At 43.8% G+C, this 26,619-nt stretch carries 18 protein-coding genes; 7 read left to right on the top strand and 11 right to left on the bottom strand.

The features are described 5' to 3' along the window. Positions 1-53: 53 nt before the first annotated feature. The 4 genes from G9Q97_RS20260 to G9Q97_RS20245 all read right to left on the bottom strand — a co-directional run bounded on the left by G9Q97_RS20260 (position 54) and on the right by G9Q97_RS20245 (position 4,836). Positions 54-635 (bottom strand): RidA family protein, encoded by a 582-nt coding sequence (locus G9Q97_RS20260; protein ID WP_166150247.1) that lies wholly within the window; start codon positions 633-635, stop codon positions 54-56. A gap of 62 nt (positions 636-697) precedes the next feature. Next, positions 698-2,350: an aminotransferase class V-fold PLP-dependent enzyme gene (locus G9Q97_RS20255; RefSeq protein ID WP_246255794.1), complete on the bottom strand. Its 1,653-nt coding sequence runs from the start codon at positions 2,348-2,350 to the stop codon at positions 698-700. Then, on the bottom strand, positions 2,319-3,542 hold the full coding sequence (locus G9Q97_RS20250) for an amidohydrolase/deacetylase family metallohydrolase (protein WP_166150243.1): 1,224 nt from the start codon (positions 3,540-3,542) through the stop codon (positions 2,319-2,321). Before G9Q97_RS20250 ends, G9Q97_RS20255 begins: the two co-directional genes overlap by 32 nt. Positions 3,543-3,552: 10 nt before the next feature. Continuing rightward, positions 3,553-4,836, bottom strand: a complete 1,284-nt coding sequence (locus tag G9Q97_RS20245; RefSeq protein ID WP_166150241.1) for an amidohydrolase/deacetylase family metallohydrolase — start codon at positions 4,834-4,836, stop codon at positions 3,553-3,555. 345 nt (positions 4,837-5,181) lie between these two features. Between G9Q97_RS20245 and G9Q97_RS20240 the strand changes: the two genes are divergently transcribed. After that, positions 5,182-6,462 (top strand): Nramp family divalent metal transporter, encoded by a 1,281-nt coding sequence (locus G9Q97_RS20240; protein ID WP_166150239.1) that lies wholly within the window; start codon positions 5,182-5,184, stop codon positions 6,460-6,462. Here G9Q97_RS20240 and G9Q97_RS20235 read toward each other — a convergent pair. Next, entirely contained in the window at positions 6,454-8,208 is a 1,755-nt protein-coding gene (locus G9Q97_RS20235; protein ID WP_166150237.1) for a PQQ-dependent sugar dehydrogenase, read from the bottom strand. The genes G9Q97_RS20240 and G9Q97_RS20235 overlap by 9 nt on opposite strands. Positions 8,209-8,759: 551 nt before the next feature. Here G9Q97_RS20235 and G9Q97_RS20230 point away from each other — a divergent pair. From G9Q97_RS20230 to G9Q97_RS20220, 3 genes are all read left to right on the top strand, one after another. After that, positions 8,760-11,828, top strand: a complete 3,069-nt coding sequence (locus tag G9Q97_RS20230; RefSeq protein ID WP_166150235.1) for a SusC/RagA family TonB-linked outer membrane protein — start codon at positions 8,760-8,762, stop codon at positions 11,826-11,828. Between the two features lie 10 nt (positions 11,829-11,838). Next, positions 11,839-13,461, top strand: a complete 1,623-nt coding sequence (locus G9Q97_RS20225) for a SusD/RagB family nutrient-binding outer membrane lipoprotein (RefSeq protein WP_166150233.1) — start codon at positions 11,839-11,841, stop codon at positions 13,459-13,461. 78 nt (positions 13,462-13,539) lie between these two features. Then, positions 13,540-16,845: a VCBS repeat-containing protein gene (locus G9Q97_RS20220; RefSeq protein WP_166150231.1), complete on the top strand. Its 3,306-nt coding sequence runs from the start codon at positions 13,540-13,542 to the stop codon at positions 16,843-16,845. Between the two features lie 66 nt (positions 16,846-16,911). Here the strand turns inward: G9Q97_RS20220 and G9Q97_RS20215 are convergent, their stop codons facing one another. Beyond that, entirely contained in the window at positions 16,912-17,925 is a 1,014-nt protein-coding gene (locus G9Q97_RS20215) for a bile acid:sodium symporter family protein (protein ID WP_166150276.1), read from the bottom strand. A gap of 119 nt (positions 17,926-18,044) precedes the next feature. Beyond that, on the bottom strand, positions 18,045-18,506 hold the full coding sequence (locus tag G9Q97_RS20210; protein WP_166150230.1) for a RidA family protein: 462 nt from the start codon (positions 18,504-18,506) through the stop codon (positions 18,045-18,047). Positions 18,507-18,783: 277 nt separating this feature from the next. On the opposite strand from G9Q97_RS20210, the gene G9Q97_RS20205 reads away from it, so the two are divergent. The 3 genes from G9Q97_RS20205 (at position 18,784) to G9Q97_RS20195 (ending at position 23,234) form a co-directional block, all read left to right on the top strand. Next, the gene (locus G9Q97_RS20205; RefSeq protein WP_187357741.1) at positions 18,784-19,716 is read left to right on the top strand and encodes an SMP-30/gluconolactonase/LRE family protein; all 933 of its coding nucleotides are present in this window, start codon (positions 18,784-18,786) and stop codon (positions 19,714-19,716) included. 38 nt (positions 19,717-19,754) lie between these two features. Beyond that, entirely contained in the window at positions 19,755-22,046 is a 2,292-nt protein-coding gene (locus G9Q97_RS20200) for a PAS domain-containing sensor histidine kinase (protein WP_166150228.1), read from the top strand. Positions 22,047-22,211: 165 nt separating this feature from the next. Next, entirely contained in the window at positions 22,212-23,234 is a 1,023-nt protein-coding gene (locus tag G9Q97_RS20195; RefSeq protein ID WP_166150226.1) for a PAS domain S-box protein, read from the top strand. A 26-nt stretch (positions 23,235-23,260) separates the two neighbouring features. Here the strand turns inward: G9Q97_RS20195 and G9Q97_RS20190 are convergent, their stop codons facing one another. The 4 genes from G9Q97_RS20190 to G9Q97_RS20175 all read right to left on the bottom strand — a co-directional run bounded on the left by G9Q97_RS20190 (position 23,261) and on the right by G9Q97_RS20175 (position 26,619). After that, positions 23,261-23,644: a response regulator gene (locus G9Q97_RS20190; RefSeq protein WP_166150224.1), complete on the bottom strand. Its 384-nt coding sequence runs from the start codon at positions 23,642-23,644 to the stop codon at positions 23,261-23,263. 17 nt (positions 23,645-23,661) lie between these two features. Next, positions 23,662-24,480 (bottom strand): hypothetical protein, encoded by an 819-nt coding sequence (locus G9Q97_RS20185; RefSeq protein WP_166150222.1) that lies wholly within the window; start codon positions 24,478-24,480, stop codon positions 23,662-23,664. A 1-nt stretch (position 24,481) separates the two neighbouring features. Continuing rightward, positions 24,482-25,054 (bottom strand): carboxymuconolactone decarboxylase family protein, encoded by a 573-nt coding sequence (locus tag G9Q97_RS20180; protein ID WP_166150220.1) that lies wholly within the window; start codon positions 25,052-25,054, stop codon positions 24,482-24,484. 311 nt (positions 25,055-25,365) lie between these two features. Beyond that, positions 25,366-26,619: an amidohydrolase/deacetylase family metallohydrolase gene (locus G9Q97_RS20175; protein ID WP_166150218.1), complete on the bottom strand. Its 1,254-nt coding sequence runs from the start codon at positions 26,617-26,619 to the stop codon at positions 25,366-25,368.

Raw genomic sequence — 26,619 nt, 5'->3', positions numbered from 1 at the left:
TCAAAAGCAAGATTCAGGCTGAAATAGTTTGGATTAGCAATTTTCACCATTTTTTATTCATAGAGTTCGACAATCATGTCGATTTCTACGGCAATATTATTGGGAAGAGAGCTCATGCCTATGGCCGCCCTGGCATGTTTTCCTTTTTCCCCAAATACTTCTACCATTAAATCCGAAAAGCCATTGATGACTTGTGAGTGCTGTTTAAAGTCAGGGGCAGCATTGACCATACCCTGTGCCCGGATGATGTTTTTTACCCTGTTCAGATCACCGATTTCAGCTTTGAGTGAGGATAGCAGGGAAATGCCTGTAAAGCGGGCGGCTTCTATCCCTTGTTCCAGTTCCAACTCGGTGCCGAGCTTGCCTATGACCTGTGTGCCATCCGGTCTATCCGGTCCATGTCCTGCTAGGTAGACCACATTGCCAAGGGTTTTGGCTTTCAGGTAATTGGCGGTTGGGGCATTAGGCTGGATTAAGGTTATACCCAGGTCCTTGATCCTTTGTTCAGCATCTATGCCATCATTGGGCACTTCTTTGGGGGTTTCCTGATTTTTTAATGAAGCATTTGTTGCTTTTTCACCACAGGAAATGAGACAAAAAGCGGACAATAGGAAAATTAAGGATAGCTTTTTCATGTGTTTTTCTTTAATAAAGGTTTTGGTAACCGGTATGGGTTTTTATCTGCTTAAAAGGTTTTTCAGGTGGCCAGCGGAGGACCAGAGGGCACCATTATTTTTTCTTTTCTTGGGCTGCCTTCCGGTCTTTTGGCAGTAAATTCGGCCGTGAGGTATTCTCCCATAAATACTTCTCCTTTCAATTGGCTGCCTTCCATTTTGCCGGTAAACATAAAAGTGACTGAATCTCCCGGTTTACGGAAATTGCTGCGCATTTTAACTGTATTTCCTTCGATTGTTCCATACAGGTCCTGGTCTGCAAAATCACTCATGTGTGTACCGTTCAGCCAGTTCCCATCCTGCTCCAGAATCCACTTGTGGGTGCTTTTACTACTGAAAAAGGACATTTCCACCTCCCATTTCCCACTAAGATTACCTGCAGGAGCAGCCATAGCGTTATCGGTGGGTTTTCTTTTGGCGGATAGGGTTTTGTGGATTCTGTCTGCAACTACCCCGGCTTCTCCAGGCTGCATCTGGTTGGGACTTATGGTAATGGATGTCAGCCCGTCCTGATTTCGGCTGCCAACGGCAATCCTGGGCGCAGTTCTTCCGAAAAGCTCAGCCACTTCCTCACCGCTAATATGCAATTGTTCCGGGTCCCAAAGGATCTGAAGCATGGGGGCACGGTTATTCAATCCACTGGGCTGGTTGATCTGGTGGGTCACCCCCTTTATTTTTGTGGCCCTGTCAGCAATGCTGTTGAGCCATTCCATCCAGGTATCCCATTCCTTGTCATGGTCGCGGGTAGTCCAGGCTTCCACTGCTGCCAACATGCCAAGCATTTCCTCTTTACCCACTTTATTATCCCTTCCTGGACCATGGTGCGGAGAACTGGCTTGCCAGGCAGATAGCATCAGGTCTTTTCTGCCCAATAGCAATCCGGCACATTGCGGACCGCAAATGGCCTTACCGCCTGAATAAGCCACCATGGTAGCTCCCCTTTCAAAATGCACACAAGGAATGGTTAGGTTTTCCGCTGCGGCATCCATAAGGATGGGGACATTACTGCTTTTTGCGATACGGGCAACGTTTTCAAGGGATAAGGGCTGACCTGTATCTGCACCCCTACCGGAAATCAGGTAAATCATTGCCGTTTTAGGGTTTATGGCTTGCTCCAGTTCTTCGGGGCTATTAACCTCCACTATGGTAACGCCAATATTCCTTACAGCATGGTCGTATACATTTCTGGAATGTCTGGGAATGATAACCTCGGTTTTGTCAAATCCGCTGAGGTCCGGGATTTTTAGTAATTTTTCCGGGTTGCCGCCGGTCACACAAGCAGCAGTGGCATGTTTCATAGCTGCGGCACAACCCGCCGTTATGATACCAAAATCGGCTTTGGTGATTTCAGCGAGCCTTTCTCCAATGGCAAAGGCCAGTTCATCATATTGGACAAAGTTTTTTGCCGCTGCAGCCATTGCCTGATGTACTTCAGGCCTTTCAATGGACCCGCCAATAATGGTAAAGGTGCCCCTGCAATTGATGATAGGTTCCACTCCCAATGAACGGTAAATATTTTCATCAAGTGCCAAAGGACCACCGGGCTTTTTATTTCCTTGACTTACCATAAGTGGTGACATGCTCATCAGGCTGCCCCCCATGGGTAGGATTGCCAGGTTTTTGATCATTTCTCTTCTGTCCATATCAATAAGTGTATTTTTTTGCAGCCAATCCATTCAAGTCATAGACGATTTTCCCGCCTTTCATGGTAAGCTCAGTTTCCAATTTATATTTTCCTTCAATTTTATTAGCTCCTGCATCGATAAAACCAAATTCCCCTTCATGTAATTTCAGTAAGGTAAGGTCTGCCACCGCTCCTTCACTAAGGTGGCCCAGGTCAGTTCGTTTTATGGCTTGCGCAGCCTGCCAGGATGCCCTTTCGATCACATCATTTACTTCCATTCCAATATTAATAAATTTAGACATGACATTCAGCATGTTTTTCATTCCGGAGTTCATGCTGAATCGGTGAAGATCTGTTCCGAAGCTGTGTGGGGTTAAACCCTGTTGTACGGCAGGGATGGCCTGACTGAACCAAAATCCGGCCCCTCCATGTCCCACATCGAATAATATACCCCTATCATAAGCTGCTTTGACAAAACTGCGTAGCATGCCCTGCTCATCCACAATGGGCATGCGCTCTTCAATCTCTTCAAAGCTGTGCGTGAGGATATCCCCGGGTCTCATTTTTTCCAATTGTTGGGCCAGGGTGTATTGGGGCAGGTGGCATTCCACCAGCAAAGGCTTGTTGGCCATCTCAGCCGCCTGGAGTGCATTTTCGAAGGGTGTCCATTCCGGACCAGTAAAATGACCGATTTTGATTCCCACCAGTATGTCAGGATACTGTAGCAGAGTTTCGAAGGCTTTTTCAGGATCCATGTCCAATAGGTTTTCCTGATCTGGATTTCCGCTCATTCCGGTACCGGCGATATTTAAAAATGCCAGTACCCTGGTTTGGGAAGCATCAATGACATTTTTTTTGAAAGTTTCAAAATTTCTCCATCCGGAGGTTCCGGCATCTACCATGGTAGTAATGCCGGATCTAAAGGAGAAATTATCCGGTGATACACTGGAAAACCCATCTGCAAAGGTTCTTGCCTGGCTGCCCACGAATAGATGCGTGTGGAGATCAATCAATCCGGGGCTGAGGATCAAGCCAGAAGCATCAATCACTTTTTTTGCATCTCCCGAAGCAATTTGCGGAGCGACCCTGGCAATTTTTCCTGCCAGAACACCTACATCCATGCTGTCGCGTATGCCATTTTTTGCATCGATCAGGTAGGCTCCTTTGATCAATATGTCCAGGTCCTGAGCCCGCAGCTGCAGGCAAAGGCTGATTAGAAGAAAAAGAAGCGGCCATCTTTTCATATTGATGTATCTAGCGTTTGCCCAGTTCTGTTTCCCAATAGGGTACGCTGAGCCCGTTCAGGTCCCACACAATTCTACCTGCCCTGATGGTTAATTCCGCTTCGAGTTTTTTATCTCCGTCAATCTTGGTCCTTCGAATGTCCTGAAAGCCAAAATTTCCTTCTCTGAGGCTGAATACCGCAATGTCTGCTTCCGATCCAGGATCCAGGTTACCCAGGTCTTCCCTATGAATTACCTGCGCAGGGTTCCAGGTTGCCCTCAGGATGACTTCCTCCAGGCTGAGTCCCATGTTCATGAATTTGGAGAGGAGATTGGCCATATCCTTAAACCCTCCGTTCATGCTGTCTTTATGTAAGTCCGAACTGATCACATCCGGAAGAAAGCCCTGCTGAATAGCCGGGATTGCTTGCCGAAAGGAAAATGCACCACCACCATGCCCCACATCAAAACGAATTCCTCGTTGCTGTGCGGGCAAAATGAAGGGTTTAAGCTTCAGGTCTTCATCCACAATCGTTTCCCTGTTATTGGGGCCATAAGAGAAGGTATGGGTAAAAATATCGCCAGGCCTGAGATGTTCCATAAACAGCGACTCAATGGAATTGGGAGGCTGGTGTTCCCCAAAATCCACCATTACGGGGACATTGGCCAGGGTGCCCGCCTCTACAGCCAGGTCTACCTGCGTAAAATCGCCCCAGTAATGGGCGGATTTGATCCCTACCAATATGTCTGGGAACAACCGGGTAATCATGTTTGCGGTCATCGTAGGATTCATGTCCATGACATCCTGCTCTTCATACCTCCCATACATGCCTGTACCGACAATGTTGAGCAGGGCCAATATCCGCGTTTGGGATTTGTCAATGGTTTGTTTTTTGAATTCCCGGAAATTCCTCCAGCCAGAAGAACCTGCATCCACCACGGTAGTGACTCCTGACCTGAAAGTAAAACCATCCGGTGGCAGGCTGGTAAGGCCATTGGCAATGTATGCTTCGGTATCGGCACCATGAAATACATGCACATGCATGTCCAATAAACCTGGAGTTACGATAAAACCACTGAGGTCAATGGTTTTTTTGGCACTACTTGCCGGAATATCTTTTTCTACCTTCAGGATTGTTTTGCCTGAAATGGCAATGTCCATGATGTCATTGATTTCGTTTTTGGGGTCCAGGACCCTGCCTCCTTTTAATAGCAGGTCAATTTCCTGCGCCTGGGCTGTTAGGGTTGATAACAAAGCAGTACAAATCAAAAGCAATTGCAGGCACAACAATTTGGTCAGATGTAAAACAGGCATGGTCAGAGATAAATGTATGTAGGTTAAATTAGTGCAAAGGAAAGTCTCATCCTATGGATAATCCCCTGTATCTTTTGAGCTATATCAGCTTTTCATGAGGCCTCACATAGCCGATTCTATTTTTGTGTCCTGACTTCTCTCAAAATTTGAGGTTGTTCAAATATCCGTCAGGAACCGGTCAAATAAAGCAGGGTTTTCACCAGGTATTTACGGAAATATTGTAAAAAAAATTGTTTTTACAAAGCCCTGTTTTATTAAAAGTTCGGTAAACCATGCATTTCCTTTTTATTGAGGAGAAAAATAGTCAAATTAACGACCTGCTAAATCATATTCTTCCGTTAAACTATGAACAAGGCGAATAAAACTCCGAATACTAACTTATTGCAAAAAATCTGGCTTTGGATGCTGGGCATTGGGCCGGGTATTTTTTGTATCGGCTATACGATAGGTACCGGAAGTGTAACTTCTATGGCCAAGGCCGGGAGCGAGTTCGGCATGCAGTTGCTTTGGGTGCTGGTGCTAAGTTGCATTTTTTCCTGGGTGCTAATGGAAGCTTACGGTAGGTATGCCGTTGTTACTGGTCAAACGTCCATTTATAGCTTTAAGACAAAATTGAAAGGAGGAAAGTGGATCGCTTATCTGGTTGTGGGAGGGATAATTCTGGCTCAGTGGAACTCGTTATCCGGAATCCTGGGGTTAAGTGCCAATGCCATCTATGAAATGGTGATCATGTTTTTCCCGGGCTTATCCGGCGACTCCTATTGGCCGGTATTGGGTATCGCTATCGTGCTGATCCTGCTGATGTATTCCCTGTTGTGGGTAGGGCAGTATTCTTTTTTTGAAAAGGTATTGATCGTCTTTGTGACCATTATGGGTATTTCTTTTATCATTTCCATGTTTGTGGTACTGCCTGATCCGGCGCAGATGGTTAAAGGGCTTGTCCCCTCCGTGCCAGATGTGCCAGGGGGGAGGTTGTTGGTGGCAGCTTTTGTAGGAACGACAATGGCAGCCCCAACCTTTGTGGTGCGGCCTCTGTTGATGAAAGGTAAGGGATGGGGACCTTCCCATACACGGGAACAATCAAACGATGCGCTGACCGGCGCAATTTTAATGTTGGTAATTAATCTTTCGATCATGGCTGCGGCAACAGGGGCACTTTATGCAGATGGCAAAACCATAGAAAAAGTAATGGACATGGTTTATATCCTGGAGCCCGTTGCAGGTAAATTTGCTGTAGCTTTGTTTATGACCGGAGCATTGAGCGCAGGGCTGTCCTCTGTTTTCCCAATCCTAATGGTGGCCCCGCTACTGGTGGCAGATTATAAAGAAGGGGAGCTAGACATCCGATCTACCCGTTTTAAGGTTTTGACGGGAGTGGCTTGTCTGGTTGGTTTGACAGTTCCTGCTTTAGGAGCCAATCCCATATTTGCTCAAATATTGACCCAGGTGGCTGCGGTTTTCGTTCTACCTTTGGTTATCGCCTGTATACTATACCTGGTAAATCAAAAAGCGTTGATGGGTGAGCAAAAAGCGGGGTTCTGGTTGAATATTGGGTTAATTACCGCCTTTATATTTGCCTGTATCATCTCCTACACAGGGGCTCTGGCCTTAATAGAGTTAGTTTGAAATTTCAGCCCTGATATTTGCTACATCTTCTTTTGAAACAGCCGAAGCCTTATTGTCGAAATTCTGCCTTATGAAGGTCAATACTTCTGAAACTTGATCATCGCTTAAAAATTGATGGGCCGGCATTACATTGTCATACCATTCTCCATTGACTTCTATTTCTCCCTCCAGGCCTTCCAGTACCAATTGGATCAGCCGTTTTTTGCTTCCTGTAACCCAGTCCGTTTGTCTGAGACCGGGTATCCTGCCTGTTGCTCCGTTGCCATCTCTTTGGTGACAGGGAGAGCAATAGGTATTGTATACCTTTTTACCTTCAGGAAGTTGACCTTTATCCAGGTTATCTTCTTCGGGATGGGGGTTGCGGATATTGGCTACTAATTTTTGTGCTTCCATTTTTTCCAGTTCACCTTTTCCAAATGAGGCCTTTTCTCCTGTAAACAAAATACGCCAGATTTTGCCTACTCTTGAATCAGAGACATACAATGAACCATCAGGTCCTTGCGCCAGACCCATAGGCCTGAATGCAGCATCATTGGTATTGACAATAAGTTCTTTTCCCGCAAAACCATTGGCAAAGACTTCCCAATCTCCAGCTGCCTGCCCGTTATGAAAGGGTATAAAGGCGACAAAATAACCTGATTGTTGGTATGGAGACCGGTTGGTGGAACCATGAAAGGCGATAAAAGCGCCGTTTTTATACCGTTCGGGAAATTGATCTCCCGTATAAAACAACAAGTCATTGGGAGCCCAGTGGCCAGGTAAGCCCATGACCGGATCGTCCATACCAGCACACCTGCCTACCATTTCACCATCCCCTCCGTACTCAGGGGCAAGGACCTTTTTCTTTTTGATCTGGTCATAGTAACAATAGGGCCAGCCATAGTCTGCTCCCTGGCTTACTTTGATAAACTCTTCTGAAGGCAAAACAGCACTTTCCCAGGGAGAGAAGGTTTCAGGGTAAAGCAAATGCAGGTTATCTCTACCATGCATCACCACATAAATGTGATTGTCTACCGGGTTGTAGTCCATGGCCACAACACTTCGGATCCCCGTGGCAAACAATTCACCATCTTTCTGGGTCATTCCCATTTTATCCTTAGGAAATTTCCAGACTCCTCCATGTTCGATCAGTTCGGGACAGGGATCCAGTCCCTGGGATCCGGGAATGCCACCGGGTTTGTTTTCCAAATCCTGGCAGGCGTTTGAGGGACTTCCAAATGGGACATATAAATTCCCTTCCTGATCAAAAGATACAGGTTTGGTGATGTGCCAGTGAATACCGTGTTCATGATCATCAGTAAGCACCACTTCCATTGGACTGTCAGGTATCAGTTGCCCTGGGGTCAGTTTATTTCTGTAGACTACCCTGGCAGAACTATAATACAGGTAACCATCATGGATTCGCATTCCATTTGCCAGACTGCCTTCGTCTTCATAATCCCCAAAATACCTGATGATATCTGCTTTGCCATCCCAAGTGGTATCCCTTAGGGCCACATTGCTGCCCATACCTTTCGCATATCTCAATTTTACATAGATGTCGCCATTTTCGTTGACCGCTATATGCCTGCCCTTTCCTATACTATCTATTACTACCAGGGCTCCGAAACCCCCGGGTAAAGAAAGGCCTCCATTTTCCGGATCGGGATGCGGTAAAGAATCTCTGCTTTGACAGGAATAAAAAAGAATAATTAAAACGGCTGAAAGGACGAAACTGCAGATGGACGGTAAACAGATGCGATTCATTGGTTATTAGTAGATTTTCGAGGATAATTAACGAAAAGCTTTCATTTTAACAATAGATGGTAGTGTAAAAAGATAAAAAGTTAAAATATTAAAGTGACTTCTAGAAGTTTTACAATTAAAAATTAGTGCAATTGCCTCAATATAAATAAAAAGTTTTTCATCATTTTACTTCATATTATTCGACAAAATTCTTAAAAACAGTAAATCATTTTTTTAATCTATTATTGAAAGGTTTTGCTATTTTTTACTTTTTGCTTTGGCATGAACTAAAAAATTTAATTCAAAGATAATAGGGTTGCTTTGGAAATAAATTATTCCTAATATTAGCCCTAAAATCTCCCCAACCTAACCAACCTAACGGATTAATTAAGAATAGGTATGACCCGATAACGTATTTCAAAAGTTTGATATCATAAACAAAATGAAGCGATTTCTTAATTTGGTTGCTCCGGAATAGTTCGGAAGGTACTGTTGATTTCCGACAGTGATGGTTAAAATTAAACATTGGAAAAAAACTCCAAAATCCAATCCATTAAATTGTTGATTTACTTATGAAAAAAAGTTTACTAGTTTTATTCCTGGCTCTATTTGCCTTTCAAGGCATGGCACAGGAAAGAACGGTTACGGGCACCGTGACCGATGAAGATGCTGATTCTCCCTTACCGGGTGTCAGTATATTGATTAAAGGGACCAATACGGGTACCATCACGGATATTGATGGGCAATATAGTATTAGTGTTCCCGATGCGCAATCAGTGTTGGTATTTTCCTATTTGGGATATGCCTCGCAGGAAAGAGTTGTTGGCAACAACAGTGAGATAAATGTTTCCCTTTCTTCTGAATTGGAGGCACTATCTGAAGTAGTGGTCACTGCCTTTGGATTGGAAAGAGAGAAGAAAGCCCTTACTTATACGGTACAGGATGTGAGTACTCAGGAGCTTTCTGAAGCCAGAGAGCTTAATGTGATGAACTCGCTTTCGGGTAAAGTGGCCGGATTGTCCATTAACCGCTCAGGTAGTGGTGTTGGTGGAGGCACTCGCGTAGTATTGAGAGGTAATCGTTCCATCAGTGGAGACAGCCAGCCCCTCTATATTGTGGATGGTGTACCTGCAAATGGAATCGAAAACCTGAATCCCGACGATATAGAGAGCATCAACGTACTGAAGGGGCCAAATGCGGCCGCCCTTTACGGAAGCCGGGCAAATAACGGTGCGATTGTGGTGAACACCAAAAGAGGCCGCGAAGGTGGTTTTCAGGTGAGTGTGAATACATCGTATATGTTTGATCAGCCCCTGATCCTGGCCAATTTTCAAAATGTATATGGTCAGGGAAGCAACGGCAACTATGCTCCAGGGTCGGAATTTTCATGGGGTCCCAGAATGGATGGTTCTTCCGTAGCACATTGGTCTCCGGACCCTAACAGGCCGAATGATACCTATTCATTTTCTCCACAACCTGACAACATCAGTGATTTTTATCAGACCGGACATAATCTGGCGACCACGCTGGCTATCACCGGAGGTAATGAGAGAAATCAAACTTATTTCTCCTATACTTACACAGATGCTGCAGGTGTTGTACCAGGCAATGCTTTGGGCAGGCACAGTATTAACCTGAGGTTGACGAATAAATTGTCAGAAAAGTTAACACTGGATTCTAAAGTCAATTATATCCGGCAGGACATAGATAATCAATTGGCGCAGGGAGAAAACTTCTCCAACCCCAACAGGCATATCATGCGCTTGCCCAGGAATATTACCACGGAGGATATTTCCAGATTCGAATTTACCAACGCTTCAGGCTTATTGAGGCAGAATTATTTCAATCCGGGATCAAACGGTGGAGCCAACCCTTACTGGACCATCAACCGAAACCTGAGAAAGAACACTTCCGATAGGATTGTGGCTTTTACCTCCTTAAGTTACCAGCTGGCGGAAGGCCTGACTGTTCTGGGTAGGGCTGCTCTTGACCGTTCTTTTGGTAACAGCGAAGAGAAACTGTACAATGACAGTTATATCATCGCCCAAAACGGCAGGTATTCCATTGGCCAATCCGAAAACATGGAGATCAATACGGACTTCCTGATCAGCTATGAAAAAACCTTGAGCCAGGATTGGTATTTCAATATCAATGCGGGTGGTAACAGCCGGATCAACAGGAATTCATCTTTGAACTCCAATACGGGTCAAAACATGGTTGTTCCTAATTTCTTTGCACTGACGAACACCCAACAGGTAGTATCAACCCATGGAGTAGGTGGACCAAAGGATGTAAATTCACTGTATTCCTTTGCCCAACTGGCATGGAAAAACGCCATATTCCTGGACATTACTGCCAGAAATGACTGGTCTTCTACTTTACCGAAGGACAATTGGTCCTTCTTTTATCCTTCTGTTGGGTTGAACGCCGTGGTATCTGATCTGGTGCAATTTCCAGAATGGTTCACTTTTGCCAAAGTTAGGGGTTCATTTGCAGAGGTAGGTAACGATACCAGCCCTTATCAGCTGCAAAGAACTGCTGCATTTGCAGCGGGTGGATTGGGAGGATACCTTTCTTTAAGTACTACCCTTCCTAATGAGAACCTGCTTCCGGAGACAACACAATCTATTGAATTGGGTGGTGATTTCCGCTTTCTGGACAATCGTCTGGGCGTTGACTTCACCTATTACAAAACCAATTCATTCAACCAACTGTTCACAGTTGCCTTGCCGGTAGGATCTGGAGCCTCCAGTTTCTTCACCAATGGCGGCGATGTGCAGAATGAGGGTATAGAGGTTGTGCTCAATATCACTCCAATCCGAAAAGCTGATTTTAACTGGAATATCACGGCAAATTTTGCCCGAAATATATCAATGGTCAATGAGATCAATGACCAGCGTCCAAGCATCGTTGTTGGTAGTGATTTCCTGAGACAATTCAGGGTTGAGGAAGGAAAAATGTTTGGAGAAGTTTATTCCAGGGGATATCTTAGAGATGACCAGGGAAGGGTAATCGTTGGAGATAATGGGGTTCCAAGGACCACTCCGGGATTTACTGTTCGTGTAGCCAATTACAATCCTATCTGGCTGGGTGGTATCCAAAATTCATTCAACTACAAAAACTTCCGGGCTAATTTCACCATTGATTTCCGTCAGGGAGGTAGCATTGCTTCGTTGACCAATGCAATCATTTATGCAGATGGAATGACGGAAGAGACCTTGCAGGGAAGAGAAGGCGGCTTGATATTCGGAGAGAATTTCATGGCACATGAAACCGCTGTAAGGGAAACAGAAGATGGTACTTTTGTTCCCAATGATATCGAGACCACTGCAGAACTATTTTGGGTAAACATGGGAGGTAGAAATGCGCCAATCGGCGAGGTATTCTCCTATTCTGCTACCAATGTGAGGCTAAGAGAAGCAGTGATTGGTTATACCATTCCTGCAGCAAAACTAGAAGGCCTGCCCTTAAATAGCGTCAGCATCAACTTTGTGGCCAGGAACTTGTTTTTCTTCCTGAATGAAGCGAAGAATATCGATCCTGATGTAACGGTAGGAACTTCTGCTGCTGCTCAGGGATTTGATTCCTTCGGGCCTCCAACGGCAAGATCCTTTGGTTTCAATGTTAATTTAGGATTTTAAAAAAATTAAAATGATGAAGATATCTAAAATAGCGATGGGTTTATCCCTGGCAGGCCTTTCTTTGGGTGCTTGTACGGAAAACTTTGAAGAGTTGAATACCCAGCCCAATGCCATTGTAGCATCCAATTTGGATATTGGTTTGTTGGGTCAGGCGTTTGCCAATGCCCAGGGAAGGGCCATGTACCTTGCCCCGGGAGGTAGCACCGCAGGCTTTCAGACCGCCCAAAGTTTGTTTGCTGATTTGTATGCCCAATATTTTGCGACCACCCAGGTGAACTTTGACTCTGACAGGCACATACAGGTTGGAGGTTGGTCCAATGGCGCATGGAATTACTTCTATGGACAAGCAGCTCCTGTCATACAGTTTGTGGAGGAGTTTACTGAAGAAAACGAACTGCCCCTGGAAAATGCTTTTATCAAAGTATGGAAGGTGAATGCCTATCACAGGATTTCCGATTACTGGGGACCAATCATTTATTCCTCATTCGGAAACGGAGAGACCACCGTACCTTATGATTCCCAGGAGGAGGTATACAGGGATTTGTTTACCGTATTGGACGAAGCAGTGGCTGTGTTGAAGCAAAATACCGGAGGATCTGCCTTTGTGGGTCATGACCAGATTTTCGGTGGCTCAGCGGACAAGTGGTTGACTTATGCCAATTCTCTGAGATTGCGATTGGCCATGAGGGTAAAATATATAGATCCTGCCCTTTCCAAAACAGAAGCTGAAAAAGCAGTAGCTGATGGCGTAATGGAGTCCAATGATGACAGTGCTTTTATCAACACTACTGTTCAGTCCAGAAATCCTTACTGGATCATCACCAACTGGGGTGAATTCCGTATGAGTGCTTTGATGGAAAGTGTGATGGTAGGTTATGATGATCCCCGTACCGGCGTTTATTTCAGCGAAACCGTGGATTACCAGGAATCAGGTGAAGGACAGCCCTACAAAGGCCTTAGAAATGGTCTTTCTCGTGAGGATTTGGGTGAAACTGGTTGGAATGATGCACACTCTGATATGGGAGTTATCTTTCTGAATGAAGGACGCGGAGGTAGTGCTGCCGGAGAGCCCTGGAGAGTGCTAAGTGCTGCAGAGGTTCAGTTTTTACTGGCTGAAGGTGCCCTTGAAGGTTGGGCAATGGGCGGCTCGGCACAGGAATTTTATGAAAAGGGAATTGAACTGTCCATGTCTGAGCCTAGAATTGGTGCTGAGCCTGCAGCCATACAGGCTTATATCAACAGTGACAATACTCCTAAGCCGGTAACATTTCCGGGTAAACCGGAATGGAATTTGGGTCCAAATTCAAATGTGCCTGTGGCATTTTTGACTGGAGGTACCAAGGAGCAGCAACTGGAGCAAATTTGTACCCAAAAGTGGGTTGCTATTTATCCTGACGGCTGGGAAGCATGGGCTGAACTGAGAAGGACCAATTACCCAACTCCTTATCCCAGATTGAATTCTGACAATGAAGATGTTCCCGCAGATGAAGTAATGCCCAGGTTGATATTCGTACAAGGGGAATACGACAACAACAACGAGGCAGTGACGGCGGCAGAACAGCTACCTGAGCTGACCAGTAGGGGAGGCAATTCCAACGGCACCAAGCTTTGGTGGGATGCCAAGCCCGAGTAAGCTTTCATTATATTTCTTTCATAAAAAAGTGCCGTCAATAGCGGCACTTTTTTTAGTTTTATATCAAATTGCCAAGTCATGATCTATCTATCCCGGTTTTCCTTATTTCTGTTTCTTTTGTTGATTGGATTTTCATGCAAAAGGGAAAACCCAAATGCCTTGTTTTCAGAACTGTCTTCCGGTACCACTGGAGTGGAATTCAAAAACCTGGTCCGGGAATCGGATGAATTCAATGTACTGACCTATGGTTATTTTTACCAGGGAGGGGGCCTGGCGATAGGAGATATCAATAATGACAGTTTGCCGGATATTTACTTCACGGGAAACATGATGGCAAGCAAATTGTATCTGAATAAAGGTAATTTTAGATTTGAGGACATTACCGAAAAAGCCGGCGTTGCGGCAGCAGGCTTGTGGAATACCGGAACCACCATGGCAGATGTCAATGGGGATGGATTATTGGATATTTATGTTTGCCGATCTGCCGCCAATGACCCCGATAACCGGAAAAATCTGCTATTCATCAATCAGGGAGACCTGACTTTTAGAGAAGCCGCAGCGGAATTTGGCCTGGATGATCCTGGTTATTCTACCCAGGCTTCTTTTTTTGACTATGACAATGATGGAGATCTGGATATGTTTCTATTGAACCACTCCACCCAGGAATATGCAGGCTTCAGCAGAATTGATGGCTCTTATAAAAAGAGAACCGGAGCTTTTTTGGGGGATAAATTGTACCGGAATGATCAGAACCGCTTCACGGATGTCACCCGGGAGAGTGGGATTATTGACAATGTTCTTGGTTTTGGGCTTGCCGTTACGGTAAGTGATTTTAATGATGATGGTTGGTTGGATATTTATGTAAGCAATGATTACAATGAAGAGGATTACCTGTATTTCAACCAACAGGATGGGACATTTGAAGAAGTAGTAAGGGAGCACATGGGGCATGTCTCCCTTTTTTCCATGGGTGCGGATGCGGCTGACATGAACAACGATTTGCTTCCAGATCTGCTTACCATGGACATGATGCCCGAATACAATTTCAACCAAAAATCCATTCTTGGTCCTGAAAATTATGACAAATACAGGGAACTGTTAAACAAGGGATTTCATGCCCAATCCATGCGCAACATGTTCCAACTTAACAAGGGAGCGGGAAATTTTATTGAACTGGGTCATTACAGTGGCATTGCCCATTCCGATTGGAGTTGGGCAGTGTTGGCTGCTGATTTTGACAACGATGGTTGGAAAGATGTATTTATAAGTAATGGTTATGCCAGAAATTACCTGGACATGGATTTTTTGAATTATATGGTCAGCGAAAGGATCAAATCCAATCAGTCCGGCAAGGAGGAGGCACTGACCGAATTGATTGACAAAATGCCACCTATTTATGTCAGAAATTACCTATACCACAATCAGGGTGACCTTACCTTTAAAAATATGGCCCGGGACTGGGGGCTGGATAAGGAAACGGTTTCCAACGCATCCGCTTACGCAGATTTGGATGGTGATGGAGACCTGGACCTGATCGTTTGTCATACCAATGACGCGGTAAGTATTTACCGGAACAATAGTGAAAGGCTTTTTGACCATGCCTACCTTAAAGTCAGACTTGATGGAATGGGTAACAACACATCCGGTATTGGAAGTAAGGTGGTGGTTCATGCCGGAGGTCAAAGTTTCCTTCAGGAAATGATACCTGTCAGGGGTTATCAATCTTCCGTAGATCATGAATTGGTTTTTGGTTTAGGAAATCAGAATCGGGTCGATAGCCTGGAAGTCTGGTGGCCAGGTGCTGCTTACCAGGTGCTTCGTGATCTTGAAGTTAACCAAACCATACTATTGGACCAGCGGGAAGCTGGGGCAAAACCCCTTGACAGGCAGACAAATGAAAAATGGCTGGTTGAAGTTGATAATGCCCTGGGGCTGGATTTTATTCATCAGGAAAGTAATTTTCTGGATTTCACTCAAGACAGGCTGATGCCAAATACCATGGGCTCTCTGGGTCCGAAAATGGCCATTGCAGATGTAGATGGAGACGGGCTTCAGGATCTGTTCATTGGTGGGGGAAAAGACCAGGCAGGCAAACTTTTTGTTCAGGATAGAAAGGGGAATTTTTCAGCATCCAGACAAATTGCCTTACAGGAAGACAGCCTTGCTACCGATACGGATGCTGTTTGGCTGGATGCCAATGGAGATAATTTCCCTGACCTGTATGTGGTCAGCGGGGGCATTGACTTTTCTGAAAATCACCCTGCTTATCAGGACCGGTTGTACCTGAATGACGGGGAAGGAAATTTAATTCGATCTGAGGATGCGCTTCCGGAAATGTTGTTCAGCGGAAGTGCTGTAACCGTGGCTGATATCAATGAGGATGGATTTCCAGATTTATTTGTAGGAGGCAGGTATTTGCCGGGAAGATACCCGGAAGCTCCACGTAGTTATTTGTTATTAAATGATGGTAAGGGGCATTTCCAGGATGTCACGGCCCAATACAGCAATGAATTGCTTGCTCCTGGTCTGGTAAGTGATGCCTGTTTTGCAGACACCGACGGGGATGGTAAAGTAGAATTGGTCCTGGCCGGAGAATGGATGGGGATTCAGGTTTACAAACTGGAAGGGGGCCGTTTCGAGCTTACCCAAAAGGAGCTTTCCGAGCGGACCAAAGGCTGGTGGCTGAGCCTGCATGTGAAGGATATGGATGGAGATGGGGATGTAGATATTCTGGCGGGAAATTACGGAAAGAATACGGTTTACCAGGCAAGTCATGAACAACCCATGCAGGTAATTTACAAGGATTTTGACAACAATGGGCGAAACGATCCCATATTGACCTACTACAAGGCGGATACAAATGCTTTTGCATTCAGCAGGGATGAAATGATAGGACAATTGCCAATGATGAAAGGGAAATTCCCGGACTACCGCTCATTTGCCCAGGCTGATGTTAGTGAAATTCTAGAAGCCTTGGGTATGGTAGAAGCAGATACTTTGGCTGCCTTTAGATTGAAATCCTTGTTTTTGGAAAATGACGGGGAGGGTAGATTTACCGAAAAGCTGTTGCCTGAATCGATTCAATTTTCTCCCCTTTATGCCGTGCAAAAGGCCAGGGTTCCGGGTCAGGCCAATCCTGTATTATTTACAGGTGGAAATCTGAGCAAGACCAGGGTCAGCACGGGCAGATTGGATGCCAATCCTGGCTTTGTATATGCGATGGATGATGCTGAAACCTGGAGGCTTTTGCCGCATATCAACAGCGGTCTGCATATTCCGGGGGAAGTCAGGGATATAAAAGAACTACAGGTGCAGGGAAAACAATATTTTGTATTTGCACAAAATGATGGTAAAATAAGGGTCTTTACTTCGAGAAATAAATAGCTAATTGAAATTTAATCTTTTCCAAAGTTCCGAACTTTGGAAAAGATTTTTTTGGTCAAGATATTTTTATTCTTTTGGTGGTTTTCTGTGCCAATAGGATGCCAACACGGAACCTGTAATGTTCATCAAAGGTCCAAAAACTGCCGGGGCCAGACCTACGGTGGCGATTTTACCCATTTCCTTGGCCAGGCCTGATGCCAATCCACCATTTTGCATGCCTACTTCCAGGGCCACCGTACGGGCATCTTTTTCGGAAAGTCCAAGCCATTTGCTAACCCAGAAACCCAGGTTATAGCCCATGACATTATGGATAAAAACCAGGATGATCAACAATCCTCCTATATCCAGTAAACTGTCCCGGCCTGCAGCTGTAATGATGACGATAATTACGCCGATGCCGATCATAGACACCAAAGGCATGGCATCATCCAGCCATTTGGCTTTGCCGCTTAAAAATCGGTTGAACAACAATCCGGCCCCAATGGGGATAATGACCATTTTGATAATGCTCCACATCATGTCCAGCACGTCAATTTCCACAAATTCTCCTGCCAGAAGTTTCATCAGAAGCGGCGTCATAAATGGAGCAAGCAGGGTGGAGATTGCGGTAATGGTAATTGAAAGTGCCAGGTTGGCTTTTGCCAGGTAGCTCATCACGTTTGAAGCAAGCCCACTTGGTGAACAGCCAATCAGTACCAATCCGGCAGCTATTTCTGCAGGGAAATTGCTCAGGCTGGCAAGGATAAAGCCCAAAAGGGGCATGATGGTAAACTGAGATAGCAAACCGATAAATACTCCTCTGGGCATTTTGGCCACTCCGGCAAAGTCCTTTATGGACATGGAAGTACCCATCCCAAACATTATGATCTGAATCAGGGGGGTTATCAGATTGCTGTAGGAATAGCCCTTGTATTCTACAAAATATTCCGGGTAGTACATGGCTGCTGTCACCCCGGCAAAAATCATGGTAGTGTAGGTAAAACCTTTAAGCTTTTGAAAACCACGGAAACCAATACCCAGGAATACAAAAAACAGGATAAGAATCGGACCTGCAGCAGCAATCATTCCTGAAATGATCATAATGAAAGCAAGGAGCAGGCACAATAGTCCTGCTCCAATGATGGTTTTGAAAAGTTTTTCTTTTTTCAAGGTCAAATGGGTTTTAAGGGTCGGGATTTAAAAGCTGAATAAATTGGTGTTTATATATAGGCTATGCAGTCCATTTCCACCAGAGAATCACCTGGTACACCCCCATATGTGGCGACAGTCGTACGAACGGGTGGTTTGCTTCCAAATCTTCCCCTAAACACCTCATTCATACCCTTATAATCGCTTAAATCGTGCAGGTAAACATTAACTTTCAGTACTTTCTCCATGGAACTACCTGCCTTGACCAGTTCTTTCTCCAGTTCCTTGAGTACATGGTCGGTGTGGGCTTTGATATCACCTTCAAAATGAGCACCTTTTCCTGCGATGTAGACGGTATTTCCCAATTTGGTTGCTCCGGAAAACAAGGGCACATCCTGTTCCTCCTGAATGTTAAAAGCTTCCTTTTCAGGTGCCCCATCGGTACTGGCATGGGCTACCGATCCAACTCCCGCTATTCCTGCAAGGCTGGCAAATAATTTTTTGATGGTACTTCTTCTTTTCATTTTTTCCATGATTGTAGGTGTCGATTTATGGTAAGCATTAAAACCATTGAATATATGGGAATAAATTTTTTTCTCCAAATACTTCCGGTACAATGCCCCCAAGTCTTGTCCAAACGGAGAATCTATAGCTCGGAATTTTTGGTCCACTTCGGACCAATGAAATTTTTGGGTATCAAAAATTTTTAATTCTTATTTTTGTGTAAATTCACTTTATGCCAGAAGGTGTAATGCTGCTATTTTTGGTTAAATTTGATATGATGTATATTGTATATTAATGCCATTCAATATGTTACTTACGAAAGAAAAAACCTGGACTGCGCTACTTTTATTTTTGGTATTGGGCGCATGTGCCGGGAAAAACGAAAAAGCCAATTCCGTAGATATGAAGGACCAGGAAGAATTTTATACAAGTGAGCCGTTTACCAGGAATAGTGAATTTACTACTGGCATTGAAGGACCTGCAGTGGATAAAGAAGGAAATGTTTATGTGGTAAATTTTGGAGAGGCAGGTACTATTGGTAAGGTTACGCCGGATGGTGAAGCAAGCCTGTTTGTTAACCTTCCGGAGGGAAGCACAGGAAACGGGATTCGTTTCAACAGCAAGGGAGAGATGCTGATTGCAGATTATACCGGTCACAATGTATTAAAAGTAGACATGGCATCCCGGGAGATTTCCGTATACGCCCACCATGATGAACTGAACCAGCCAAATGACCTGGCCATAATGGATAATGATATTTTATTTGCCAGTGATCCCAACTGGGCCGAAAGTACAGGACAGATCTGGAGGGTAGGCCTGGATGGTCGGTTTGTACTTTTGGAAGCTGATATGGGTACCACGAATGGCATTGAAGTTAGTCCCGATAACAGGACCCTGTATGTTAATGAATCAGTGCAGCGGAAGGTCTGGGCTTACGACCTGGATGAAAAGGGGGATATTTCCAATAAACGACTGATTCATTCTTTTGATGATTTTGGAATGGATGGCATGCGTGTAGATGTGCAAGGTAACCTGTTCATCACAAGGCATGGAAAGGGTACCATAGTGAAATTGTCTCCTGATGGGGAATTGTTGAAAGAATTTGCCGTATCCGGGAAAAAACCTTCCAACATTGCCTTCGGAGGGGCAGATGGAAAAACAGCTTATGTCACCCTCCAGGATAATGGCAACATAGATCGTTTTAGATCGGAAGAAGCAGGAAGAGCTTTTGATAAATAAGTTGGGAATAGTGCCCTCATTCATTTTTTACTGAAATCATGGTTAATCAAAAAGAAGGAGACAGGCATTGGTCCAAAGTATTAAAACTTACCGGAGTAGGTGCCTGGGAAATAGATCCTGCCAATCAGTCTTTTAGTTGTTGTGCCATTGGCAGGGAGATCCTTCAAATTTCCCAGGTTGCACCGGTATCCATATCATTCTTAAAGGGTAAATTCAAACCCGATTTTTCTACTATGCTCACACATGCCCTTGGGAATTTCCTGAATGCCGGTCAGGCTTTTCTTGAGGTGCTGGAACTCCTATCGGGTTCCCGGGTTATAGTCAGAGCCAGGCTTGTACAGGATGGTGATGCTATGCGCTATTGTGGTTCAATAGAATCGCTTGATGTTCCGGGCCTGACCCAACAGCCGGAGCTTTTTTCTGATAGAGGTGATCTCTACAAGATTCTGTTTCAAGACAATCCAATGCCCATGTTCACCTGGGAATTTGGAAGCCTCAATATTATCGATGTCAACAGGCAGGCCTTGTTGAAATATGGATACAGTAGGGAAGAATTTTTAAGCTTAAATATCAGGGATATCAGGCCTGTAGAAGACATCCCCCTGATTGAGAAGCACACCAAAGGTGGGGATATTTATGGTACTATTCACCAAAAAGTCTGGCGGCATTTAAACAAAGCAGGTGAGTTGATGCTGGTGGAGATTACAGGGCATTTGGTAGAAATAGCAGGAAGAAGTTGTTCTATGGTGTTGATCAATGACATAACCAATAGAGTGGAAGCAGAAGAGCAACTTCTGGAAAGCCTTAAGGATTTGTCTGATTACCGGTTTGCTTTGGATGAGTCTTGTTTGGTGATGATACTTGATAGGGAAAGGAAGGTAGAATATGTCAACCTGAAATTTCAGGAAATTTCAGGTTTCGATAAATCCGGTCTGGACCAGCATTCCCTCAGGGTACTTTATGATGAAAGTGATGAGCAACTGATCCAGGATTGCTGGGATGCGACTTATTCCGGGAGAATCTGGAGGGGGGAATTGAAGGGGAAAACAAAAGACGGTGGGGTATTCTGGGTAGACACCATAATGATCCCGTTTAAAGACAATCAGGACATAGCTTATCAGTACATATGGGTAGGCTATGACATTACTGAGAAAAAGCTTGTTGATGAAGCATTGATAAAGGAGCGTTCTTTGTTGCGGGCCATCATAGATAATTTGCCAATTCAGATTTATGTTAAGGATACCGATGGAAGGCATATTATCAACAACAGGTTTCAGTATGAAAACCTTTTAGGTAGTACAAGCGAGGAAGAGACCCTGGGTAAAACGGTTTACGATTATTTCCCCGAGGAAATTGCCACGGGGATGGATGCTTATGACAGGCAGATTCTACGTGATGGTGAGCCGATATTGAATGTGGAGGAATATTACCATGATCGCAATGGTAGACAGGTTTGGTTGTTGACCAATAAGGTACCTTTGAAGGACAGTTATGGAAAAGTGGTAGGGCTTGTTGGCATGTCCAGGGACGTGACCGATACGAAAAAGAAAGAAGAAAATCTGAAAAGCCTCAATGTGGCCCTTCAGGATAAGGCTTTGGAGCTGGAGCGTTCCAATCAGGAGCTGGAGCAGTTTGCATATATTGCTTCTCATGATTTGCAGGAACCCTTGCGGATGATCACTGGATTTATGGGATTATTAGAGAAAAAATACCAGACCTTACTGGATGAAAAAGGAAAACAGTATATTCATTTTGCGGTGGATGGAGCCAGTCGCATGAAAAACATTATCATGGACCTTCTAACCTATTCCAGGGCAGGAAGAATAGAAGAAAAGGTAAAAGAAGTGGCCATTGATGAACTGGTTTCCAATATTCTCCAGCTTCATAAAGAATTGATCCAACAAAAAAATGCCCGCATCAGTCTCGGAAAATTACCGAGGTTGATAATCCCCGTCGCCCCTATCCGTCAGGTATTTCAAAACCTGATCAATAATGCTTTGAAATATCAAAATGAAGGCCACATACCAGAGGTTGATATTCAGGCGGAAGAAAATGAAGATTATTGGATGTTTAGTGTAAAGGATAATGGTATAGGTATTCCGGAAGGCCTGCATGACCAGGTATTTATATTGTTTTCCAGATTACATGAGAAACAAAAATTTACCGGGTCGGGGATAGGGTTGGCAATGTGTAAAAAAATAATTGAAAACCTTGGTGGTACCATAGGATTTAGTTCTGTAGAGGGAAAAGGAAGTACCTTTTTCTTTACCTTTCCTAAAACAATAAGTGAAAACAGGCTTACAGGTTTAACCAAAGATTTTGAGAACTAATTCTTAGAAAATTCATGTATTGATTGGATTTAAATTAATTATTTTCTTAATTAAGGAGTTTTTGAAACATTAGTAAAAATTCGAGAAAAATAACAGCAACCGAACAAACGATTATTTAGACATAATTTTAAGGACATAACCAAGTTTGTTTTTTAGTAGATTGTAATGGTGAAAGATCAGGAAGGGTATCATTTATTGTTGGTTGAAGATAACCTGGGAGATATTTTACTGATTGAGGAATATCTTCATGAGAAAATCCTTAATTTGGATCTGTGCGTGGTCAACACCTTTGAAGAGGCAAGAGAAAAATTAATTGATCCGACGACCTATTTTGATGCAATCATTCTGGATTTAACTTTACCTGATTTACAAGGAGAATCCCTGATTTTGAAGGTCAAGGAACTTGCTGGAGATTTGAGTATTTTGGTATTGACGGGTTATTCCAATATAGAATTCGGGATGAAATCCCTTACTTTGGGTGTTTCTGATTATTTGCTGAAGGATAACCTGTCCCCTACCTCATTGTACAAAAGCATTGTTTATAGCATAGGTAGGAACGAAATCTCCGCTCAGTTACAGGACTCCGAAAAGCGCTACAAGGAGCTTTTTCAGCTCAGTCCCCAGCCCATGTATTTGTATGATATGGATACCCTGGACTTCCTGGATGTAAACAAGGCTGCCATAGACCATTATGGCTATTCGAAGGAAGAGTTTTTGAATATGAATCTCAGGGATATTAGACCCAGGGAAGAAATTTCGAAGCTGGAAATGGTGATCGCCGGCATAAGGGAGGGAAAAACCATAACCGGACCGAAAATATTCAAGCACCGAAAGAAAAACGGGGAAATCATTACCGTAGAAATAAAAAGCAACGTGATTGATTACCAGGGAGTAAAGGCTGAAGTCGTGCTTGCCAATGACATTACCGAAAGGGTGCAATACATCCATGCCATAGAGGATCAAAACAAACGTTTACAGGAAATAGCCTGGATGCAATCTCATGTAGTCAGGGCACCTTTGGCCCGTTTGATGAGCCTGGTGATGGCCATGGATAGTTTGGAAAAAGATTTTGGCAAGGAAAATTTTCGTAAAATGATAATGGATTCCGCTGAGGAACTGGATGATATCATCAGGGATATTGTAAACAAAACCGATAAGGTAAGCCTGAAAGAAAAAGACAGCAGCTAATCTTGATATTTCCTGGTGATTTATTTTTAGGTCGGTTTATATTCACTTAGAAGGTAATACCCCTGTAACAATTCTGTAAAACCACTTTTGGTCAGAGGCTTTAGTTGAAAAGAAAAAACATTGTGGAACAGATTGGCCTTTTCTCTGTCCTGTTGGCTGCTTGAAGAAGTCAGAATAATCACCGGAATTTCAATTTTTCTTTTGCGCATGAATAAAAGGATGTCCCATCCACTGACTATGGGCATGTTTAAATCCAAAAAGATGAGTGCTGGTTTCTCCTTTTCCAATGCGTCCATGGCCAATTCCGGATCATCAAAATCAAAAATATCAAGGTCCTCCCGGATCATGGATAAATACTTCCGGTTCAATACGTTTGTAATTTTCTGGTCATCAATTAAAAACACTTTCATAATCTTACTATTCGTTTTTACTTCTCTTCTTTATCAAAAAATTCAGACCTTTCTATCACTTCGATTATTGCCCGATCCAGATCCATGACCGATTCGGATAGCAAGGGTAAAATATCACTGATGTATTCTTCAACCAGAAGGTCTTCTTTAATAGCTACCAAGCTGATTACCCTCGTAAGGGGTTCTCTAAGTTGGTGAGAATTAAACTGGATCAACCCCTTTAATTTTTTATTGGAATCCTTTAATCGGGTAGTTTTTTCGATAATGATGGATTCCTGCTGATTGTTTAATGCCTGGATTTCAGCATTCTTAGATTGTAATACAGTTGTCAGGCTTTCCAATTCCTGGTTTTGAAAATGGATCAATTGTATCATTTTCAGGTTCTCTATCCGGGCAGATAGCATTTTATTTACCACCTTGATAATTGGAATGCTTTTTTCATTAAATGGATTATCTATATGAGATCTGATGCTGAGCAGACTGAAATGGTTGTTTTCATTAAAGAATTTCCAGACGTGGGTGCTGGTGTCACTTTTCTCACAATAGTTATATTTTGGTATCCCACTTTCGAATACCTGCTTATGGATAGGGTCTAGTTGATCCAGATGGCAGGTATGGTAGCGGGTTTTACCCATTTGATTTACCCAGAAGCAATCAACCTCCTGTCCTACGATAAAGAAATAATTAAAGTCCTGGAAATTCAGCAGGTATTTTAAATGTAAACTGATTTCCAAAGATATTTCCTCCAGCTTTTTGGCCATGGATATACCTGCAGAAAATTTCACCATGGCCTCAAAAAGGATCTTGTATCCCAAATAAGGATTGGATACTTCCATGTTAAAGGGAATAACTTAACTCCACAATTTCATTATCTATTTTAATACCCGAGATGTTGGCAATGGTATTGAGCATGTTAACCAGGTCTGCCTGAGCAAAAAGTTCCTGAATTTCATCCTCATTAAATCCTGCTTTCATCAGGGCGTCAAAATCTTTTTCTTCCACATGTCCATCAGAAAGTGCCGCATTGGCAACAGTCCTTACGGCCACTTTATAGCTGTTTGGAACCAGGTCACTGTCCATGTTTTCAGATATTAAAAAATCCGGATCCGAACTTAGGGACTTTCCCATCATATCGGCAAATAACTTGTGAGCTTCCGCACAATAATTACACTGCCTCTCGGCAGAAACGGTGTAGATAATCAATTGCTTGATGATGTTGGGTACATTCCCCTCACAAAGGGTGGACTTTAGCTTGATCCAATTTCCTTTTAATAATGCAGGGTTTCCTGCCTGACATTTAAACCAGTTTAAAACAAAAGGAATGCCTAGTGTTTTTTTTGTGTCGTCGTAGATTTCTTTGATATCCTGACCGGCCTCCTGATACTCGATGATTGAAAAACTTTTTTTCATAAGTGCGTTTAGATAAAAAATGAACATTTTAACTTTATCAACATACAGCAAAATTAAATTTATTTTTTATATAAATACAAAGAATTAAATAGATATTTTTTAATAAAAAGTAGAATTACATTTTTAGCTGTTTGAAATTAAATTAATTGTATGTAATCCGAAGGGGAGTTTGCCAACTGCTTTTCAAACTTTAGTAACCAGTTAATAAGATTGTCAGCAAATTCAGGGACTTTTGAAGGCATAGTGGCTGTAAATGAAAAATGCCCTCCCTGAAGGGAAGGCATTTTGACAATTATTTCTATGTTTTGACTTTATTGAATGATTTCCTGTGCGGCCATTCCATTGAAGTCGTATACGATATTGCCATCTTTGATGGTCATTTCACATTCCAATCTTTGGTTTGTCTCTACTTTTTGACCTGTGCGGTCCCAGACCCCAAAGTCTCCCTCTCTCACCCTTAAAATGGCCAGATCGGCAATGGCTCCTTCAGACAAGTGGCCCAGCTCAGTCCTTTGGATGACTTGTGCCGGCTCCCAGGTGCTGGCACTGATCACTTTGGGAAGTTCCATGTCAAGTGCCATAAAGGTGGTCATGACGTTCAGCATATTCTTCATGGCTGCATTCATACTTCCTGCATGCAGGTCCGTACTGATGGTATTGGGATAGAGGCCTGCAGCTATGGCCGGAATGGCCTGACGGAGTTCAAAACTGGCTCCTCCATAGCCCACGTCAAAAATAATCCCCCTTTTCTGGGCCTCCAGTACAAATGGTTGGAATTGTCTGGTTTCCCTGTCCACTATGGTTTCTCTGGCACCGTTAAGTTCTGCATAAGTATGGGTATATATGTCCCCGGGCCTCAACCTTTCAAAGAAGAGCTCCCGGATAGAAAGGGGTTCAAACTGGGTAGAGCCTCCAAAGTCTACAATCACAGGCATTTTGGCAATGTTTCCAGCTTCCACAGCACGATCAATAGGGATCCAATCCCTGCTGCCATAATGGGCAACCTTAAAGCCCACTACATGCTGGCGGTTTTGCTGGGCCACCATGGCGCTCAATTTGGCGTCCATGTCCCCGGTATTTTGCTCCCAGGCACCTCCTCGCATTCCTTCACCCACAATATTCATAAAGGCCAGTACACGGGTCTTGCTTGCATCAATGATATTCTTCTTGAAAGTATCAAAGTTTTTCCAGCCGGGACCTCCACAATCCACAATGGTAGTCACTCCAACCCTGAAGGTAAACCCATCCGGTGGAACGGCTATCAAACCATCACTTAAATAATGGTTTGGTTGTGTTCCGTGAAAAACATGACCATGGATGTCTATCAGTCCTGGGGTTACCAAAAGTCCCTGAGCCGGAATCGTTTTCCTGGCATCAGAAGCGCTAATGGAACTGGCTACCCGGGCAATTTTGCCATCAGTTATAGCAATGTCCATTACCCCGTCAATATTGTTTTTTGGATCAATCAACCTGCCCCCTTTGATGAGCAGATCATAGGTTTGGGCAGGTAACAGTCCACTGGAAAATACCAGCAGGAATAAGAGAAAAAGATTTTTGATTTTCAT

The organism is Cyclobacterium plantarum, assembly GCF_011290685.1.
In the GTDB taxonomy this organism is placed as follows: Bacteria; Bacteroidota; Bacteroidia; order Cytophagales; family Cyclobacteriaceae; genus Cyclobacterium; species Cyclobacterium plantarum.
Note: the sequence above shows the minus strand (reverse complement) of the source record. Positions and strands in the feature narration are given on the sequence as shown.

Bases quoted from the DNA above. Each gene is read 5' to 3' on its own strand.
- G9Q97_RS20230 (WP_166150235.1), top strand. From the start codon at position 8,760: ATGAAAAAAAGTTTACTAGTTTTATTCCTGGCTCTATTTGCCTTTCAA.
- G9Q97_RS20235 (WP_166150237.1), bottom strand. From the start codon at position 8,208: ATGAATCGCATCTGTTTACCGTCCATCTGCAGTTTCGTCCTTTCAGCC.
- G9Q97_RS20255 (WP_246255794.1), bottom strand. From the start codon at position 2,350: ATGGATTGGCTGCAAAAAAATACACTTATTGATATGGACAGAAGAGAA.
- G9Q97_RS20240 (WP_166150239.1), top strand. From the start codon at position 5,182: ATGAACAAGGCGAATAAAACTCCGAATACTAACTTATTGCAAAAAATC.
- G9Q97_RS20175 (WP_166150218.1), bottom strand. From the start codon at position 26,619: ATGAAAATCAAAAATCTTTTTCTCTTATTCCTGCTGGTATTTTCCAGT.
- G9Q97_RS20250 (WP_166150243.1), bottom strand. From the start codon at position 3,542: ATGAAAAGATGGCCGCTTCTTTTTCTTCTAATCAGCCTTTGCCTGCAG.
- G9Q97_RS20225 (WP_166150233.1), top strand. From the start codon at position 11,839: ATGATGAAGATATCTAAAATAGCGATGGGTTTATCCCTGGCAGGCCTT.
- G9Q97_RS20210 (WP_166150230.1), bottom strand. From the start codon at position 18,506: ATGGAAAAAATGAAAAGAAGAAGTACCATCAAAAAATTATTTGCCAGC.
- G9Q97_RS20260 (WP_166150247.1), bottom strand. From the start codon at position 635: ATGAAAAAGCTATCCTTAATTTTCCTATTGTCCGCTTTTTGTCTCATT.
- G9Q97_RS20185 (WP_166150222.1), bottom strand. From the start codon at position 24,480: ATGGAAGTATCCAATCCTTATTTGGGATACAAGATCCTTTTTGAGGCC.
- G9Q97_RS20195 (WP_166150226.1), top strand. From the start codon at position 22,212: ATGGTGAAAGATCAGGAAGGGTATCATTTATTGTTGGTTGAAGATAAC.
- G9Q97_RS20220 (WP_166150231.1), top strand. From the start codon at position 13,540: ATGATCTATCTATCCCGGTTTTCCTTATTTCTGTTTCTTTTGTTGATT.
- G9Q97_RS20215 (WP_166150276.1), bottom strand. From the start codon at position 17,925: ATGATCATTTCAGGAATGATTGCTGCTGCAGGTCCGATTCTTATCCTG.
- G9Q97_RS20190 (WP_166150224.1), bottom strand. From the start codon at position 23,644: ATGAAAGTGTTTTTAATTGATGACCAGAAAATTACAAACGTATTGAAC.
- G9Q97_RS20180 (WP_166150220.1), bottom strand. From the start codon at position 25,054: ATGAAAAAAAGTTTTTCAATCATCGAGTATCAGGAGGCCGGTCAGGAT.
- G9Q97_RS20200 (WP_166150228.1), top strand. From the start codon at position 19,755: ATGGTTAATCAAAAAGAAGGAGACAGGCATTGGTCCAAAGTATTAAAA.
- G9Q97_RS20245 (WP_166150241.1), bottom strand. From the start codon at position 4,836: ATGCCTGTTTTACATCTGACCAAATTGTTGTGCCTGCAATTGCTTTTG.
- G9Q97_RS20205 (WP_187357741.1), top strand. From the start codon at position 18,784: ATGTTACTTACGAAAGAAAAAACCTGGACTGCGCTACTTTTATTTTTG.